The following is a 17186-nucleotide window of genomic DNA, read 5'->3' as shown; positions in this document are numbered from 1 at the left end:
GCAGGGTCCCGCCGCGAGCCTGCGAGTGGTGGGGGGCAGGGAGGCCTCCCACTGATCGTGGCCGCCCCGGGCACGGGACGGCACAGGGGCCGCCTCCCGGGTGGGAGACGGCCCCTGTGGTCGGGCTATCGGGTCACTGGCTCTTCTTGAGCGAGGTGGGCCCGTCGCCGTCCTCGTCGTCACCGACCGCCAGGGCGACCGGCGGGGTGTCGGGCACGTCGATCGGCTTGGCCTCGCCGCGGAAGGTGAAGGTCGCGGTCGGGCCCTCGCCCTCCACGTCCACCACGATGATCTGACCGGCGGTCAGCTCGCCGTAGAGGATCTTCTCCGACAGTGCGTCCTCGATCTCGCGCTGGATGGTCCGGCGCAGCGGCCGGGCGCCCAGCACCGGGTCGAACCCGCGGTGCGCCAGCAGCTTCTTGGCGTCCTGCGTGATCTCCAGCGACATGTCCTTGTTGGCCAGCTGGCCCTCGACGCGGGCGACCATGAGGTCGACGATCTCGATGATCTCGTCCTCGGTCAGCTGGTGGAACACGACGATGTCGTCGATGCGGTTGAGGAACTCCGGCCGGAAGTGCTGCTTGAGCTCCTCGTTGACCTTGAGCTTCATCCGCTCGTAGTTCGACTGCGTGTCGTTGCCGACCTGGAAGCCCAGACCCACGGCCTTGGAGATGTCCCGCGTACCGAGGTTGGTCGTGAGGATCAGGATCGTGTTCTTGAAGTCCACGATCCGGCCCTGACCGTCGGTGAGCCGGCCGTCCTCCAGCACCTGCAGGAGCGTGTTGAACACGTCCGCGTGCGCCTTCTCGATCTCGTCGAAGAGGACCACCGAGAACGGCTTGCGCCGCACCTTCTCGGTCAGCTGGCCACCCTCGTCGTAACCGACGTAACCGGGAGGCGCACCGACGAGACGCGACACGGTGAACCGGTCGTGGAACTCGCCCATGTCGATCTGGATGAGCGCGTCGTCCTCGCCGAAGAGGAACTGCGCGAGCGCCTTGGCCAGCTCGGTCTTACCGACACCCGAGGGGCCGGCGAAGATGAACGAGCCACCGGGGCGACGCGGGTCCTTGAGGCCCGCGCGGGTGCGCCGGATCGCCTGGGAGACGCTCTTGATGGCCTCCTCCTGCCCGATGATGCGCTTGTGGAGCTCGTCCTCCATGCGCAGCAGGCGGGTCGTCTCCTCCTCGGTGAGCTTGAAGACGGGGATGCCGGTCCAGTTGGCCAGCACCTCGGCGATCTGCTCGTCGTCGACCTCGGCGACGACGTCCATGTCGCCGGCCTTCCACGCCTTCTCGCGCTCGGCCTTCTCGCCCAGGAGGGTCTTCTCCTTGTCGCGCAGCGACGCGGCCTTCTCGAAGTCCTGCGCGTCGATCGCCGACTCCTTCTCGCGACGGATGGTCGCGATCCGGTCGTCGAACTCGCGCAGGTCCGGCGGCGCGGTCATCCGCTTGATCCGCATCCGGGCGCCGGCCTCGTCGATCAGGTCGATCGCCTTGTCGGGCAGGAAGCGGTCGGAGATGTAGCGGTCGGCCAGCGTCGCGGCGGCGACCAGGGCGCCGTCGGTGATGCTGATCCGGTGGTGCGCCTCGTACCGGTCGCGCAGGCCCTTGAGGATCTCGATCGTGTGGGTGAGCGTCGGCTCGCCCACCTGGATCGGCTGGAAGCGGCGCTCCAGCGCGGCGTCCTTCTCCAGGTGCTTGCGGTACTCGTCGAGCGTGGTGGCACCGATGGTCTGCAGCTCGCCGCGGGCCAGCATCGGCTTGAGGATGCTGGCGGCGTCGATCGCGCCCTCGGCGGCACCGGCACCGACGAGGGTGTGGATCTCGTCGATGAACAGGATGATGTCGCCGCGGGTGCGGATCTCCTTGAGGACCTTCTTCAGGCGCTCCTCGAAGTCACCGCGGTAGCGCGACCCGGCGACGAGGGCGCCGAGGTCGAGGGTGTAGAGCTGCTTGTCCTTCAGCGTCTCGGGGACCTCGCCCTTGACGATCGCCTGGGCCAGGCCCTCGACGACGGCGGTCTTGCCGACGCCGGGCTCGCCGATGAGGACGGGGTTGTTCTTGGTCCGCCGCGAGAGGACCTGCATGACCCGCTCGATCTCCTTGGCCCGCCCGATGACCGGGTCGAGCTTGGAGTCGCGCGCGGCCTGGGTCAGGTTGCGGCCGAACTGGTCGAGGACCAGCGAGGTCGACGGCGTGCCCTCCGAGGGGCCGCCGGCGGCGGCCGGCTCCTTGCCCTGGTAGCCCGACAGCAGCTGGATGACCTGCTGGCGGACGCGGTTGAGGTCGGCACCCAGCTTCACCAGGACCTGGGCGGCGACGCCCTCGCCCTCGCGGATGAGGCCGAGCAGGATGTGCTCGGTGCCGATGTAGTTGTGGCCGAGCTGCAGCGCCTCGCGCAGCGACAGCTCCAGCACCTTCTTCGCCCGCGGGGTGAAGGGGATGTGGCCGGAGGGGGCCTGCTGGCCCTGGCCGATGATCTCCTCGACCTGCTGGCGGACGCCCTCGAGCGAGATGCCGAGGGACTCGAGGGCCTTGGCCGCGACACCCTCACCCTCGTGGATCAGGCCCAGGAGGATGTGCTCGGTGCCGATGTAGTTGTGGTTGAGCATCCGGGCCTCTTCCTGGGCCAGGACGACCACCCGACGGGCTCGGTCGGTGAACCGTTCGAACATCTGCTGCTTCTCCTCTGACCGGCTGGTCCGGCACTGTCCTCCCCACGAGCGGGGAGGAGCACCCGACGTCCGTCGGCGCGCTGGGGCACCGGTCTTTCCACTGTAGTCACGGACCACGCCGTCCCGTCGGCGCACGACCGGGGGTCGGTGGGTGGCTGCCCGGTCCAACTGACCGTGGCCGGGCGGTGTTCCGGTGCCGTTACGCCGACAGCGGACGGCGCGTCGCGGTGCCGCGACGCCGACGGCCCGGCACCCGTGGGTGCCGGGCCGTCGGTGACGTGCTGGAACGGCCCCCTCGCAGGGGCCGCCGCGAGCCCGGTGACGTGCGGGAACGGCCCTCCTGCAGGGGCCCGCCGCGAGCTCGCGAGCGGTGTGGGCAGGAGGGTCCTTCCTCAGTGGGCTGCTTCGTAGGCCTCGACGACACTGGCCGGGATGCGGCCCCGGTCGCTGACGTTGTGGCCGTTCTTGCGGGCCCAGTCGCGGATGGCACCGGCCTGCTCGCGGTCCATGCGGCCACCGCCGCCGGTGGCGCGGGAGCGACCGCCGCCCGAGGCCCGTCCGCCGCCGCGGCCGACCTTGCGGGCGGCCTGCACGTACCGGGAGAAGGTGTCGCGCAGTTCCGTCGCGTTCTTCTCCGACAGGTCGATCTCGTAGTTCGTGCCGTCGATCGAGAAGCTCACCGTCTCGTCGGCGGGGAGGTCCTCGTCGAGGTCATCACTCAGGATGACCTGCACCTTACGCGCCATTGTCGCTCTTCCTCCCAGTTCCCCGGCACAGGGCCGGTATCGGATTGTCGTCCGCCTGCTCCGGACACTGGGGCCATTCGACCACACAATCCACGGGACGCACCAATCACGCGGAGTGACCCGCCCATTCCGGGGGAGAAAGCACGGCGAATGTGAGGACGACACCGTTTCACGAGAGTGGGCGCACCAAGGGGAAGAGGATGGTCTCGCGGATACCGAGGCCGGTGAGCGTCATCATCAGGCGGTCGATCCCCATGCCCACTCCACCGGTGGGTGGCATGCCGTACTCGAGCGCCTCGAGGAAGTCCTCGTCGAGCACCATGGCCTCAGGGTCACCGGCGGCGGCCAGCAGCGCCTGCTGGGTGAACCGCTCGCGCTGGGCCACCGGGTCGACCAGCTCGGAGTAGCCGGTGCCCCGCTCGAGGCCGCCGATGTAGAGGTCCCACTTCTCGGCCAGCCCCGGGGTGGAGCGGTGGGCGCGGGTCAGCGGCGAGGTGTCGACCGGGTAGTCGACGACGAACGTCGGTGCCTGCAGCGAGTCCTGCACCAGCGCCTCGAAGAGCTCCTCCACCACCTTGCCGGGCAGCCACGCCGGGTCGACGCCGACGTCGTGCCGTTCGGCGAGAGCCCGCAGCCGCTCGGGCGGGGTCTGCGGGGTGACCTCCTCGCCGACGGCGTCGGACACCAGCGCGTACAGCGGCACCTGCGGCCACTCCCCCGACAGGTCGACCTCGGTGCCGTCGTGGTGGCGGGCGACGAGGTCGCCGAACAGCGCGGTGCAGCTCTCCTGGACCAGCTCCCGGGTGGTGCGGGCGACGTCGGTGTAGTCGGCGTGGGCCTCGTAGAACTCCAGCATCGCGAACTCCGGTGAGTGCGAGCTGTCGGCGCCCTCGTTGCGGAAGTTGCGGTTGATCTCGAAGACCTTCTCCAGCCCGCCGACGATGCACCGCTTGAGGAACAGCTCGGGCGCGATCCGCAGGTACAGGTCGAGGTCGAAGGCGTTCATGTGGGTGCGGAACGGCCGGGCGGCGGCGCCGCCGTGGACGGTCTGCAGCATCGGCGTCTCGACCTCGAGGAAGCCGCGGCCGGTCAGCCCCGCGCGCAGCGCCGCGACCACGGTGGCCCGCTGCCGCACCGTGCGCCGCGCCTCGTCGCGGACGATGAGGTCGACGTAGCGGCGCCGGACCCGCAGTTCCTCGCTCATCGGCCGGTGCGCCACCGGCAGCGGCCGCAGCGCCTTGGCCGCCAGCTGCCAGGAGTCGGCGAACACCGACAGCTCGCCGCGCCGCGACGTCCCGACCTCCCCGGTGACCAGCACGTGGTCGCCGAGGTCGACGTCGGCCTTCCACGCGGCCAGCGCGTCCTCGCCGACCCGGTCGCGGGAGAGCATCACCTGCAGCTCGGCGTCGCCCTCGCGCAGCGTCGCGAAGCACAGCTTGCCGGTGTTGCGGCTGAAGATCACCCGGCCGGTGACGCCGACCCGCTCGCCGGTCATGGTGTCCGGCTCGAGGTCGGGGTGCCCCGCCCGGACGTCGGCCAGCGACGTCGTCCGCGCGACGGTGACCGGGTAGGGGTCGACGCCGGCCTCCCGCAGCCGGTCGAGCTTGGCGCGGCGGACGCGCACCTGCTCGGGGAGCTCGTCGTCCGGGGAGCCGGGGGGCAGGTCGGTCACGGCGCCCGAGCCTACGGGCGTGGGCCGCGCCACCCCGTCACGCTCCCTGGCGGCGGCCGGGCGCCTGCTGGCGCTCGAAGGCCAGCCGCAGGCCGTGCACGGTGAGGTCAGGCTCGCGCTCGGCGATGGTCCGGCAGCTGTCGGCGACCAGCGGCGCGAGCCCGCCGGTGGCGACGACGACCGGCGCCGCCCCGAACTGGGCCACCAGCTCGGCGGCGATGCGGCCGACCAGCCCGTCGACCAGGCCGGCGAAGCCGAGCACCAGGCCCGACTGCAGCGCCGCGACGGTGTTCTTGCCGATCGCCTGCGGCGGCACGGTCAGCTCGACCGAGCGCAGCTGCGCGGCCCGGCTGGCCAGCGCCTCCAGGCTCACCTCGACGCCGGGTGCCAGCGCGCCGCCGAGGAACTGCCCGTCGGGGCCGACGGCGTCGACGTTGGTCGAGGTGCCGAAGTCCACGACGACGACCGGGCGCCCGCCACCGTCGGGACGCCGTCCGTACAGCTCGTGCGCGGCCAGCGCGGTGACCACCCGGTCGGCGCCGACCTCGCGCGGGTTGTCCACGTGCAGCGGGACGCCGGTGCGCACCCCGGGCCCGATGAGCACCACCGGCACCTCGAGGGAGTCCAGCAGCCCGCGCAGCGCCGGCAGCAGCGCCGGCACGGTCGAGCAGGCGGCGACGCCGGTGACCTCGGTGTCGCGCAGCAGCCCGCGCCAGAGCATCCGCAGCTCGTCGGAGGTGGCCCGGGCGTGCGTGGTCACCCGCCAGCCGCCGACCCGCCGGGCGCCGTCGAAGGTGGCCAGCACGGTCTGGCTGTTGCCGACGTCGACGGTGAGCAGCACGGGGCTCAGCTCCGCAGGTCCAGGGCGAGGTCGAGGATCGGCGAGGAGTGGGTGAGCGCGCCGACCGACAGGAAGTCCACGCCGGTGGCGGCGACCTCGCGGGCGACGGCGAGGGTGAGCCCGCCGGTGGCCTCCAGCTCCGCGCGGCCGCCCACCAGCGCCACGACCTCGCGCAGCACCGCCGGCGGCATGTTGTCCAGCAGCAGGAAGTCCGCGCCGGCCTCGACCGCCTCGACCGCCTGGGCCGGGGTGTCGGCCTCCACCTGCACCGGCACCCGCGGCGCCCGCTCGCGGACGGCGGCGACCGCGGCGGCCACCGACCCGGCCGCGGCGACGTGGTTGTCCTTGACCATCGCGACGTCGTAGAGGCCCATCCGCTTGTTCGACCCGCCGCCGCAGCGCACCGCGTACTTCTCCAGCGGGCGCAGGCCCGGCGTGGTCTTGCGGGTGTCCAGGACGACCGCCCCGGTGCCCTGGACGGCGTCGACCCAGGCACGCGTGGCGGTGGCGATGCCGCTGGCCCGACTGGCGATGTTCAACGCGCTGCGCTCGGCGGCCAACAGCGCCCGCACCGGGCCGCGGACGGTGAGCAGCACGTCGCCGCGGCGCACCCGGTCGCCGTCGGCGGCACCGGCGGTCAGGGTGGCGCCGGGCGCCAGGCGGGTGAACACCCGCGCGGCCACCGGCAGGCCGGACACGACGCCGTCGGCACGGGCGACCAGGTCCGCGGTGCCGAGCTGCGCCGGTGGCACCGTGGCGGCGCTGGTGACATCGCAGGAGACGGCGAGGTCGGGCGCGCCGGGCAGGGCGGCGCCGCCGGCGAGGTCCTCGGCCAGGGTGCGCTCGACCAGGTCGTCGACCCAGGCCTCCGACAGCCCGGTGCCCTCCAGGGAGCGCGCGTCGGCGGTCACCACGCCGCCACCGCCGGGGTGCCGACCGGGCGGCGGGTCAGCCGCAGCCGGCCGTCGTCGTCGAGGCGCACGTCGAGGTGCACCCGCCAGTCGTCGGCGGTCCCGGGGTGGTCCTCGCGCCAGTGGCAGCCGCGGGTCTCCTCCCGGGCGGTGGCCGTGGCGGTCAGGGCGCCGGCGACGGTGAGCAGGTCGGTGGCCTCCCAGCCGGCCACCCCGGGGGCCGCCTCGGTGCCGAGGCCGCCGGCGAGGGCGGCCAGCCGGGCGGTCGCCTCGGCCAGTCCTCCGCCGCTGCGCAGCGCCCCCACCCGGCCCGACATGGTGTCGGTGACCGCGCGGCGGCCGGCCGGGTCGAGCAGGCCCGCCGTCGCCGGAGCGGCCTCGCACACCTCCCCGGTCGGCGGCAGCGACCCGGCGAGCTCCGCGCCGATGCGGGCGGCGAAGACCAGTCCCTCGAGCAGCGAGTTCGACGCCAGCCGGTTCGCCCCGTGCACGCCGGTGCAGGCCACCTCGCCGCAGGCGTAGAGGCCCGGGACGGTGGTGCGCCCGGCCAGGTCGGTGACCAGCCCGCCCGAGGCGTAGTGGGCGGCGGGGGTGACCGGAACCAGGTCGGTGACCGGGTCGATGCCCTCGGACCGGCAGCGGGCGACGATCGTCGGGAACCGGCCGGCCAGGCCGAGGACGCTGCGGGCGTCGAGCCACACGTGGTCGACGCCGTCGCGCAGCTGCACGCCGGTGATCGCCTTGGCGACGACGTCGCGCGGGGCGAGCTCGGCCAGCGGGTGGACGCCGACCATGAACCGCTCCCCCGCGCCGTCGCGCAGCACCGCGCCCTCTCCGCGCAGCGCCTCGCTCACCAGCGGCTGCTGCCCGCGGACGCCGGGGCCGAGGTACAGCGACGTCGGGTGGAACTGGACGAACTCCAGGTCGGTGGCCACCGCACCCGCGCGCAGGCCGAGGGCCACGCCGTCGCCGGTGGACACCGAGGGGTTGGTGGTGGCGGCGTAGACCTGCCCCATCCCGCCGGTGGCGAGCACGACCGCACGGGCGCGCACCGCGCCGACGCCGTCCTCGGTGCCCTCGCCGAGCACGTGCAGAGTGATGCCGGCCGCGCGCCCGCCGGCGTCGTGCAGCAGGTCGAGCACCATCGCGTGCTCGACGAGGGTGATGCCCGGGTCGGCGTGCACCGCCTCGCACAGTGCGCGCATGACCTCCACGCCGGTCGCGTCGCCGCCGGCGTGCACGATCCGGTCGGCGGAGTGCCCGCCCTCGCGGGTCAGCAGGAGATCCCCGGCGGCGTCGCGGTCGAAGGCGGCGCCCCACTCGATGAGCTGGCGCAGCCGCGCCGGCCCCTCGGTCACCAGCGCCCGCACCGCCTCCGGCTCGCAGAGCCCGACGCCGGCCACCTCGGTGTCGCGGGCGTGCGCCTCCGCGGTGTCGGCCGGGTCGAGGACGGCGGCGATCCCGCCCTGCGCCCAGCGCGTCGAGCCGTCGTCGACCCGCACCTTGGTGACGACGGCGACCGACAGCCCGGCCGCCCGCGCGTGCAGCGCGACGCACAGGCCGGCGACGCCGGAGCCGACCACGCAGACGTCGGCCGCGAGCTGCCAGCCCGGCGCGGGGGCGGCCAGCCGGGTGGGCAGGCCGACGACGGGCGCCAGCACCGTCACCGGACCGGCACACCCAGGTCGCTCCGCCCTTGCGGCCCCCTCCCGGGTCCCGCCCCGAGCGTGCGAGGGGTGGGGAGGAGGGGGTCCTTCTGCTCGTCCTCCCCTCCGCTCGCGAGCTCGCGAGGGAACCCGGGACGAGGCCGAGCAGCGGTTGCCAGCGGGCTCCGCCGATGGTCCGCAGCGCCGGGGACCGGGGCCGAGGGGTCCCCGCCCAGCGCGACGACGCGGTTGGCGGCGTCGACGTGCACGACCCTCGGGACGTGGCGCTCGACCTCGGCCTCGTCCATCAGGCCGTAGCTGATCAGGATCACCAGGTCGCCCGGGTGCACCAGGTGCGCGGCGGCACCGTTGATGCCGATGACGCCGCTGCCGCGCTCCCCGGGGATCACGTAGGTCTCCAGCCGGGCGCCGTTGGTGACGTCGACGACGGCGACCTGCTCGCCGGGGAGCAGGTCGGCGGCGTCGAGCAGGTCCTCGTCGATCGTCACCGAGCCCACGTAGTGCAGGTCGGCCTGGGTGACCGTCGCCCGGTGGACCTTGGACTTGAGCATTGTGCGCATCATCGGGTGACTCCGAGCCGGACGGCGGTGTTGTCGAGGAGCCGGGTGCTGCCGGCGCGGGCGGCGACCAGCAGCCGGGCGGGGCCCGTGGCCGGCGCCGGCCCGAGGTCGGGGTCGGTCAGCTCCAGGTAGTCCTGGACCAGGTCGGGCGCCCCGGCCAGGACGGCCCGGGCGGCGGCCAGGACGGCGTCGGCCCCCCGATGTCCGGCGTCGGCGCCGGCCCGCAGCGCGCGGGAGATGGTGACGGCCGTGGCCCGCTGCTCCGGGGAGAGGTAGCGGTTGCGGGAGGACAGCGCCAGGCCGTCGTCCTCGCGGACGGTGGGCACGCCGGCGACCTCCAGCGGCAGCACGAGCTCGCGCACCATCGCCCGGATCAGGGTGAGCTGCTGGTAGTCCTTCTCGCCGAAGACCGCCAGGTCGGGGCGGGCCAGGCCGAACAGCTTGGCGACGACGGTCAGCACCCCGGTGAAGTGGCCGGGCCGGACGGCGCCCTCCAGCACGTCGCCGAGGGGCCCCGGGTGCACGGTGACACCGGCCGCGCCGGGCGGGTAGACCTCCTCCACCGGCGGGTGGAAGACGACGTCGGCGCCCTCCTCGGCCAGCGCGACGAGGTCGGCGTCCCACGTGCGGGGGTAGCGGTCGAGGTCCTCGCCGGGGCCGAACTGCGTCGGGTTGACGAAGACCGAGACGACGACGCTGCCGGCGCGCTCGCGGGCGGCGCGGACCAGGGTGCGGTGCCCCTCGTGCAGGGCGCCCATGGTCGGCACGAGGGCCACCGGGCCGGGGAGGGCGGCGCGCAGCCGGGCCAGCTCGGCGGTGGTCTCGGCGACAGCCGGCCGGGTCACGGTGGTCACCGGGAGCCCGCCGGGTCGGCGGCCTCGTACAGCAGGTCGAGCAGCGGGACGCCCTCGTGCCGCTTGAGCCGGCCGGCGTCCAGGGCCCGCTCGGTGGTCCGCTGCGCCATCGCCACGTAGGCCGCGACCGACGCCGGCGCCCGCTCGGTGAGCGTCAGCAGGTGGTCGCGCACGGTGCCGACGTCGCCCCGGCTGACCGGCCCGGTGAGGCCCCGGTCGCCGCGGCGCAGGCCGTTGTCGAGCGCGGCGGTCAAGAGCGGGGTCAGCACGCGGGCGGGCGAGCCGACGCCGGCGGCGCGCAGCAGGTCGGCCGCCTCGGCGACGAGGGTGACCAGGTGGTTGGCGCCGGTCACCAGCGCCGCGTGGTACAGCTGCCGGTCGTCCTCGGCGACGAAGAACGGGTCGCCGCCCATCTCCAGCACCAGCGTCTCGGCGACCGGCCGGTGCCGGGGGCGGCTGGTGACGCCGAACGGGGCGTCGACGAGCCGCTCGGCGTCCTCGGGGGCGCCGGTGAAGGTCATCGCGGGGTGCAGCGCCAGCGGCAGGACGCCGGCCCGCTCGGCGGGCTCCAGGACGGCGAGGCCGTGCGCGCCGGACGTGTGGAAGGCCAGCTGGCCGGCCCGCCACATCCCGGTCTCGGCCAGGCCGGCGACCAGGCCGGGGAGCGTGTCGTCGGGGACGGCGAGGACGACCAGGTCGGCCGCGGCCACGACCTCGTCGGCGGGCAGGAGCGGGACACCGGGCAGCAGCCGGGCGGCGCGCTCGGCGGAGGCGGGTGACAGGCCGGCCGCGGCGACCACGTCGTGGCCGGCGGCGGCGAGGGCGGCGCCCAGGACGGCGCCGACGCGGCCGGCGCCGATCACGCCGACGCGGAGGCGGGCGGGGGCGCTGGCGGCGGGCGGGAGCCCGGCAGCGCGGGGGGTCCTGCGGGCAGCAGGCATCGGTGCACCTCTCGTTCCAGTCCCTGTCGGGTACCGGACTCGGGTCGGGTCGCCGTCGTCGGCGGCTCCGGTCGTGCGGGTCGTGCGGGCGGTGCGGGTCGTGCGGGCGGTGCCGGTGGCTGCCCCGCTGCGACCAGGTGTGTCACGCGGGCAGGCGCCGACCGCGAGTGTGGGACGCCCCGTGCGCCGCTGCAACGGAACGCCCGTGTGGGGTGGGTCACTCCGTCCGGTCCCCCAGGGGTGGGGACGGCGCCGTTCCGGTGCGGCCCTACCGTGAGCGACGGCGACCGGCACCGGGGCCGGGCGCGCGGACACGAGGAGTTCCGTGGACACGTTCGAGGGGCGCACCGCACTGGTCACCGGCGGCAGCCGGGGCATCGGGCTGGCGATCGCGCGCAGCCTGGTCGACCGGGGCGCGCGGGTGGTGCTCACCGCCCGCAAGCCGGAGGCGCTGGAGGAGGCGGTCACCGCCCTCGGCGGCGCGGAGGTCGCCGTGGGCGTGCCCGGCCACGCCGGTGACGCCGGGCACCGCGCGGAGGCCGTGCGCACCGCGGTCGAGCGCTTCGGCAGCCTCGACCTGCTCGTCGGCAACGTCGGGATCAACCCGGTCTACGGGCCGCTGGTGGACCTCGACCTCGACGCCTTCCGCAAGATCCTCGACACCAACGTCGTCGGCACGCTCGGCCTCGTGCAGGAGGCCTGGCGGGCGTGGATGGCCGAGCACGGCGGCTCGGTGCTCGTCGTCGCCTCGGTGGCCGGGCTCAAGGCCTCGCCGATGATCGGCGGGTACGGCATCAGCAAGGCGGCGCTGGTCAACCTGGTGACGCAGCTGGCCGTGGAACTCGGCCCGACGGTCACCGTCAACGCCGTCGCCCCGGCCGTGGTGAAGACCCGCTTCGCCGGCGCGCTGTACGAGGGCCGCGAGGAGGCCGCCCGCGCCTACCCCGCCGGTCGGCTGGGCGAGCCCGAGGACGTCGGCGAGGCCGCGGCCTACCTGCTCGGCGCCGGCTGGGTCACCGGTCAGACGCTGGTGCTCGACGGCGGCGCGCTCTCCCGCGGCCCCGCCTGACAAAGGACCCCCTCGCCCCCCGCCACTCGCAGGCTCGCGGCGGGCCCCTGCGAGGGGGCCGTCTCCCGCTCCGCCGGTCGGGGCCCTGCGCGGGGCGACTCAGCGGCCGAGGACCCGGGCGAGGACGTCCTCGCCGGGGTCCTCGTCGCGGTACCGGTGCCGGCGGCCGCCGGGGGTGACGCCGCTCTCGGCGAGGATCTGCGCCAGCCGCGCCGACCCGGCGTCGTCCGGCTGCGGCGCGACCGGCGTGAACGGCGCGGAGGCGGCCGGCGACCACCCGCCCGCGGCGTGGTCGGCCGCGGCGGCGTGCACGGCCGGCCGCTCGACCGTCAGCTGCTCGGCCGTGAGCGGCGCCGGGAGCGGCGCACCCACCGGGTCGGTGCGACGACGGCGCCGGGCGGCCCCGTCGTCCGCCCCGTCGTCCGCCCCGTCGTCCGCGGTGCCACCCGGCTCCTCCCGCACGGGGAGCGTGCGCAGCGGCGGCAGGGGCTGGACCGCCGGCGCGGGGTCCACCCCCGGCAGGACCGTGGTCGGCACGGGCGCCTCCTGCGGACGCCGGTCCTCGCGGGACGGCACCGGCCAGCCGGCGGACAGGTCGCGAGCGGGGTCGGGGTGCCAGGCCGTGGCCGCGGGCTCGAGGAGCTCCCGGCCGGGCGTCGCCCGGACCGACTGGGTGCGCATGACCAGGCGCTCGACGTGCATCTCGCCCGACAGCCGCTCGGTCAGCTCGGTCCGCAGCCGGCCGACGTCGGCCCGCAGGTCACCGAGCCCCTCGAGCTGCCCGCGGAGGGCGGCGACGGCGGCCAGTTCCCCGCGCAGGGCGGCGACCGCCGCCACCTCCTCGCGCAGTCCGCTCAGCCCGGACAGACCCGCGCGCAGGCCGGCCAGCTCCGCGCGCAGCGCGTCCAGCTCCGCGCGCATCGCCTCCTCGGCCTCGCGGCGCAGGGAGCTCTCCAGCTCCAGCTCGTACTGCTGGCGGGCGGCGACCTCGCGCTCGAGCTCCCGGTCGTAGGCCGAGCGCAGCTCCGCCTCGACCGCCGCCACGCCGGCCGCGAGCGTGTCGACGGCGGGGCTCTCGGCGGCCGACGGGTCGGGTCCCCGGTGGCGCCCGGCCGCGAACGCCGCGGCCAGGCACGCCCAGGCGACGGCCACCACGGCGATCCGGAGCAGCTGCGGGTCGTCGGTCAGGAAGACGGCGGCGGTGGCGGCGAGAGCCACCAGGCAGGCGACGGCCAGTCCGGCGGCCCGCAGCCGCGGGGAGCCGGCCGCACCGGGTGCCCGACGGGTCGCCGTGTCGTCTCCCCGCATGGGCTCAGGGTAACGCTGAGCGAACGGCCGACTCCGGCACGCAGGCGGCTGCGTGCCGGAGTCGGCCGTGCACGGGGTCGTGCTCAGCGCTGGGCGAGGGCGCCGTCGGAGCTGAAGACCAGGCCCATGGAGACCTCGCCCTGCTGGATGGCGGCCTTGGTGGCGGGGCCGCCGGCGTCGAACTCGCGGAACTCGGCGAACTGGAGGCCGTAGGTCTCCTCCAGGCCCGGCTGGCAGAACGACCGGGTCGGGCACTCGGCCGGACCGCCTAGGACGAGGGAGCCGTCCCCGCAGGCATCGGCGAGCTCCGACAGCGTGGTGACGCCGAGCCCGTCGGCGAACTCCTGCGTCACCGCGAAGGCGTTCTGGTCGGCGGCCTCCGACGGCGTACCGAAGGTCAGCCCGACCTGGTCGGCCAGCGGCTGCAGGGCGTCGCGGGTGGCCTGCGCGTCCCCGCTGGCGATCGGCGTGGGGTCGGGGCCGTTCACCTGGGCGTTGAGCGCCTCGGTGACCGTGGCCAGGTACTCGGGGAACACCTGCAGGTCGGTGCCCGAGATGAGGGCCGGCAGGTAGAGGTCGCGGTTGCCGACCTCGCGGACGGAGGCGTCGAAGCCGGCCGCGTCGAGGACCCCGGCGTAGACGTTGGCCAGGACCGTCGACTCGGTGAAGTTGCCCGCGCCGACCACGATCGGGCCGCTGCCCGGCTCGAGGCCCTCGGTGACGCCGCTGTCCTGGACCCAGGCGGCGGCGACGTCCTCGGCGCTCTGCCGCTCGAGGTCGACGGCGGCGTTCATGTCGACGAGCTGCTCGGTGGTCAGCGCGGCCGAGACCGCGTCGAGCGCGGGGAGGACCGCGGGGTTGGCCGCGGCGGTGGCGGAGGTGACCGCCGGGACGATGTTGTCGGCGAGCTGCAGGTGCTGGTCGTCCTCGAGCACGACGAGCTGGTCGCCGGCCACGGGGGCGCAGGCGTCCCCGGTGGCGGCCGAGCCGCTGGCACCGGTGCTGCCGCCGGTGCCGGAGGAGCCGGACTCGCCACAGGCCGCGGTGAGCAGCAGTCCGGTCAGGAGGAGGGGGGCGAGGGCGCGTGCCTTGCGCATGGATCCGCCTTCTGTGTCCCGTGCGGCGGGCGGCCGCGACGCGTGTCTGGCGGGGGTTCCCGCGCGGCCATGCAACTCCCGCTGCTCACGGCGGGGCAATCGCGGCGCGGATGTGTTGCCGGGTCGTTACAGAGCGGGGCCCGCAGGCGCGAGCCGGCTCACAGCGGGACCCCGCTGGCCGTCGGTTCCGGAACTCGACCGGGCCCCTCCGACGTCCTGACCTGCAGGAACGGCAACCGGCGGGGGCCGGGCGCGAGGGCCCAGGACACGACGGCGAGCACCAGCTCGGCCAGCAGCGCCAGTCCTGCCACCAGGATCGCGCCGGCGATCATGACGCCGTAGTCCTGCTGGCCGAAGCCCAGGTTGACGATCCGGCCCAGTCCCCCGCCGCCGACCAGCGCGGCGAGCCCCGCCGTCGCCACGACTTGCACCGTGGCGGTGCGGATGCCGGTCATGACCAGCGGCAGCGCCAGGGGCAGGTCGACCCGGGTGAGCACCTGACCGCGGCTCATGCCCATGCCACGGGCGGCCTCGCGAACCTCCGGGTCGACCCCGCGGAAGCCGACGAAGGTGTTGGTCAGGATCGGCGGGACGGCGAAGACCGCCAGCGCGATCGCCGTCGCCCGGTTGCCGAAGCCGATCGGGCCGACCGCGAAGAGGGTGAGCAGCGCGAGGGTGGGCACGGCGCGGCTGACGTTGGACAGCACGACGACCAGGCCCGCGCCGCGACGGCTCGTCCCGAGGGCGGTACCGATCGGGAGCGCGACGACCATCGCGGCGAGCACCGCGGCCGCCGAGATCCACAGGTGCTCCAGCGTCAGGTCGACGATGCCGCTCGGCCGGCTCCAGTTGTACGGGTCGTTGAGGTAGGCCAGCGCCCGCGAGAAGTCGTTCACGCCCGCGCCGCCCGCACCCAGGGGGTGAGCAGCCGCTCGACGCCGGCCAGCAGCAGGTCGGCGGCCAGGGCCAGCAGGATGCAGCCCACCGCGCCGGTCGCGATCTCGGCCCGGTAGAAGTTGGCCGCGAACCCCCCGGTGATCAGCTGTCCCAGGCCGCCGTGGCCGACCAGGACGCCGACGGTGGTCAGTGCGACGGTGGAGACGGTGGCGATCCGCAGTCCCGCCATGAACGCCGGCAGGGCCAGCGGCAGGTCCACGCGCCAGAACGTCTGCACCCCCGACAGCCCCATGCCGCGGGCGGCCTCGCGGACGTCGGCGGGCACACCCTGCAGCCCGGCCAGGAAGTTGCGCACCAGGATGACCAGGGAGTACACCACCAGGCCGACCAGGACCGTCGTCGACGACAGGCCGGTGAAGGGCACCAGCAGCGCGAACGTCGCCAGCGACGGGATCGTGTACACGACGGTCGACAGGCCCAGCACCGGCGCCGCGAGGAACCGGGTGCGCCGGGCGGCCAGGGCCAGCGGCAGCGCGAGGACCGCGCCGAGGACGACGGCGGCCACGGTGAGCCGGACGTGCTCGCCGGCGTAGGCCAGGATGGTGTCCCAGTTGTCGCGCACGTAGGACGGCTCGAACCACGGGTTCGGGGCCTCGTCCACCGCGAGCACCCCCACCGCGGGGTCGCTCACCGCGTCCAGCAGCGGACGCACACCCAGGGAGGTCACCCCGTGGACGCTACTGCTCAGGGCGGCACGCGCCGCACCACGCAGGACGGCGCCCCGCCGCACGGTGCCGCGCAGGAGATCCGGCTCGAGGGCGTCAGCAAGACCTACGCCGACGGCACGGTGGGCGTCGAGCGGCTGGACCTGACCTTCGCCGCCGGCGAGCTCAGTGTCCTGGTCGGCCCCTCGGGCTGCGGCAAGACGACCACGATGAAGATGATCAACCGCATCATCGAGCCGACGACGGGCCGGATCCTGCTCGGCGGCGAGGACGTCACCCGGGTCGACGCCGACCGGCTGCGCCGCCGCATCGGCTACGTCATCCAGAACGTCGGCCTGTTCCCCCACCAGACGGTGCGCGCCAACGTGGCCACGGTGCCGCGGCTGCTGGGCTGGGACCGCCGCCGGGTCCACGCGCGCGTCGACGAGCTCCTGGCCACGGTCGGCCTCGACCCCGCCGTCCACGGCGACCGCTACCCCGCCCAGCTCTCCGGCGGTCAGCGGCAGCGGGCCGGGGTGGCCCGCGCGCTGGCCGCCGACCCCGCCGTCCTGCTCATGGACGAGCCGTTCTCCGCCGTCGACCCGGTCGTGCGCGAGCGGCTGCAGACGGAGTTCCTGCGGCTGCAGGAGACCGTCCGCAAGACGATCGTGTTCGTCACCCACGACATCGAGGAGGCCGTGCGCCTCGGTGACCGGATCGCGGTGATGAGCACCGGGGGCCGGGTCGAGCAGTTCGCACCGCCCGCCGAGCTGCTGGGCCGGCCGGCCAACGCCTTCGTCGCCGACTTCGTCGGCGCGGACCGGGGCCTCAAGCGGCTGGCGGTCACCGGGATCGAGGTCGACGACCTCGAGCGGCCGCCGGTGGTGCGCGCCGCCGACGGGCTGGCCGACGCGCGCGCCTCGCTGCAGGCCACCGGCGCCCGCTGGGCGGTCGTCCTCGACGACGGCGGCCGGCTGCACGGGTGGCTGTCGGCGGACCGGGCCTCCGGCGCCGGCACCGTGGGGTCGGCGGCGCGCCGCATGGACGCCTGGGTGCCGGTCGACGCCACGCTCAAGACGGCGTTCGCGACGATGCTGCAGCACGAGGCCGGCTGGGTGGCGGTGCTCGACGGCGACGTCTTCCTCGGGGTGCTCACACCCGAGTCCCTGCACGCGGCGCTGCGCCGCTCGGTGGAGGGCACGGTCCCCGAGACCGCCGGCGCCGTCGTCCCCGCGCGCTAGG

15 protein-coding genes are annotated in these 17186 nt (G+C 75.1%); 2 read left to right on the top strand and 13 right to left on the bottom strand.

The window, feature by feature from the left end:
* Positions 1–133 precede the first annotated feature (133 nt).
* The 9 genes from ACWIZO_RS09790 to ACWIZO_RS09750 all read right to left on the bottom strand — a co-directional run bounded on the left by ACWIZO_RS09790 (position 134) and on the right by ACWIZO_RS09750 (position 10869).
* Positions 134–2677: an ATP-dependent Clp protease ATP-binding subunit gene (locus ACWIZO_RS09790; protein ID WP_448642281.1), complete on the bottom strand. Its 2544-nt coding sequence runs from the start codon at positions 2675–2677 to the stop codon at positions 134–136.
* A 392-nt stretch (positions 2678–3069) separates the two neighbouring features.
* A complete protein-coding gene (locus ACWIZO_RS09785; RefSeq protein ID WP_448642280.1) occupies positions 3070–3423 on the bottom strand; it encodes a histone-like nucleoid-structuring protein Lsr2 in 354 nt (117 codons plus the stop codon).
* Between the two features lie 169 nt (positions 3424–3592).
* The gene (gene lysS / locus ACWIZO_RS09780; RefSeq protein ID WP_448642279.1) at positions 3593–5095 is read right to left on the bottom strand and encodes a lysine--tRNA ligase; all 1503 of its coding nucleotides are present in this window, start codon (positions 5093–5095) and stop codon (positions 3593–3595) included.
* A gap of 37 nt (positions 5096–5132) precedes the next feature.
* On the bottom strand, positions 5133–5936 hold the full coding sequence (locus tag ACWIZO_RS09775) for a type III pantothenate kinase (protein WP_448642278.1): 804 nt from the start codon (positions 5934–5936) through the stop codon (positions 5133–5135).
* Positions 5937–5941: 5 nt separating this feature from the next.
* The gene (gene nadC, locus ACWIZO_RS09770; protein ID WP_448642277.1) at positions 5942–6847 is read right to left on the bottom strand and encodes a carboxylating nicotinate-nucleotide diphosphorylase; all 906 of its coding nucleotides are present in this window, start codon (positions 6845–6847) and stop codon (positions 5942–5944) included.
* Positions 6844–8514, bottom strand: coding sequence for an L-aspartate oxidase (locus ACWIZO_RS09765; protein ID WP_448642276.1), 1671 nt, complete (start codon positions 8512–8514; stop codon positions 6844–6846). Before ACWIZO_RS09765 ends, nadC begins: the two co-directional genes overlap by 4 nt.
* Positions 8511–9065 (bottom strand): aspartate 1-decarboxylase, encoded by a 555-nt coding sequence (gene panD / locus ACWIZO_RS09760; RefSeq protein ID WP_448642275.1) that lies wholly within the window; start codon positions 9063–9065, stop codon positions 8511–8513. The genes ACWIZO_RS09765 and panD overlap by 4 nt, the downstream gene beginning before the upstream one ends.
* An 8-nt stretch (positions 9066–9073) precedes the next feature.
* Positions 9074–9919, bottom strand: coding sequence for a pantoate--beta-alanine ligase (panC, locus tag ACWIZO_RS09755; protein WP_448642274.1), 846 nt, complete (start codon positions 9917–9919; stop codon positions 9074–9076).
* 5 nt (positions 9920–9924) lie between these two features.
* Positions 9925–10869, bottom strand: a complete 945-nt coding sequence (locus ACWIZO_RS09750) for a Rossmann-like and DUF2520 domain-containing protein (protein WP_446758549.1) — start codon at positions 10867–10869, stop codon at positions 9925–9927.
* A gap of 325 nt (positions 10870–11194) precedes the next feature.
* Here ACWIZO_RS09750 and ACWIZO_RS09745 point away from each other — a divergent pair, with 325 nt between their 5' ends.
* Positions 11195–11938: an SDR family oxidoreductase gene (locus ACWIZO_RS09745; protein WP_448642273.1), complete on the top strand. Its 744-nt coding sequence runs from the start codon at positions 11195–11197 to the stop codon at positions 11936–11938.
* A gap of 99 nt (positions 11939–12037) precedes the next feature.
* On the opposite strand, the gene ACWIZO_RS09740 is transcribed toward ACWIZO_RS09745, so the two are convergent.
* The 4 genes from ACWIZO_RS09740 to ACWIZO_RS09725 all read right to left on the bottom strand — a co-directional run bounded on the left by ACWIZO_RS09740 (position 12038) and on the right by ACWIZO_RS09725 (position 15967).
* Positions 12038–13246 (bottom strand): DUF6779 domain-containing protein, encoded by a 1209-nt coding sequence (locus ACWIZO_RS09740; RefSeq protein WP_448642272.1) that lies wholly within the window; start codon positions 13244–13246, stop codon positions 12038–12040.
* 83 nt (positions 13247–13329) lie between these two features.
* A complete protein-coding gene (locus tag ACWIZO_RS09735; protein ID WP_448642271.1) occupies positions 13330–14343 on the bottom strand; it encodes a glycine betaine ABC transporter substrate-binding protein in 1014 nt (337 codons plus the stop codon).
* Positions 14344–14501: 158 nt separating this feature from the next.
* Positions 14502–15239 (bottom strand): ABC transporter permease, encoded by a 738-nt coding sequence (locus ACWIZO_RS09730; RefSeq protein ID WP_448642270.1) that lies wholly within the window; start codon positions 15237–15239, stop codon positions 14502–14504.
* Complete coding sequence (locus ACWIZO_RS09725; RefSeq protein WP_448642269.1) at positions 15236–15967, bottom strand: ABC transporter permease; 732 nt, start codon at positions 15965–15967, stop codon at positions 15236–15238. The genes ACWIZO_RS09730 and ACWIZO_RS09725 overlap by 4 nt, the downstream gene beginning before the upstream one ends.
* 3 nt (positions 15968–15970) lie before the next feature.
* Here ACWIZO_RS09725 and ACWIZO_RS09720 point away from each other — a divergent pair, with 3 nt between their 5' ends.
* Positions 15971–17185: an ABC transporter ATP-binding protein gene (locus ACWIZO_RS09720; RefSeq protein WP_448642268.1), complete on the top strand. Its 1215-nt coding sequence runs from the start codon at positions 15971–15973 to the stop codon at positions 17183–17185.
* Position 17186 lies beyond the last annotated feature (1 nt).

This window comes from Geodermatophilus sp. URMC 63 (assembly GCF_053502565.1).
Note: the sequence above shows the minus strand (reverse complement) of the source record. Positions and strands in the feature narration are given on the sequence as shown.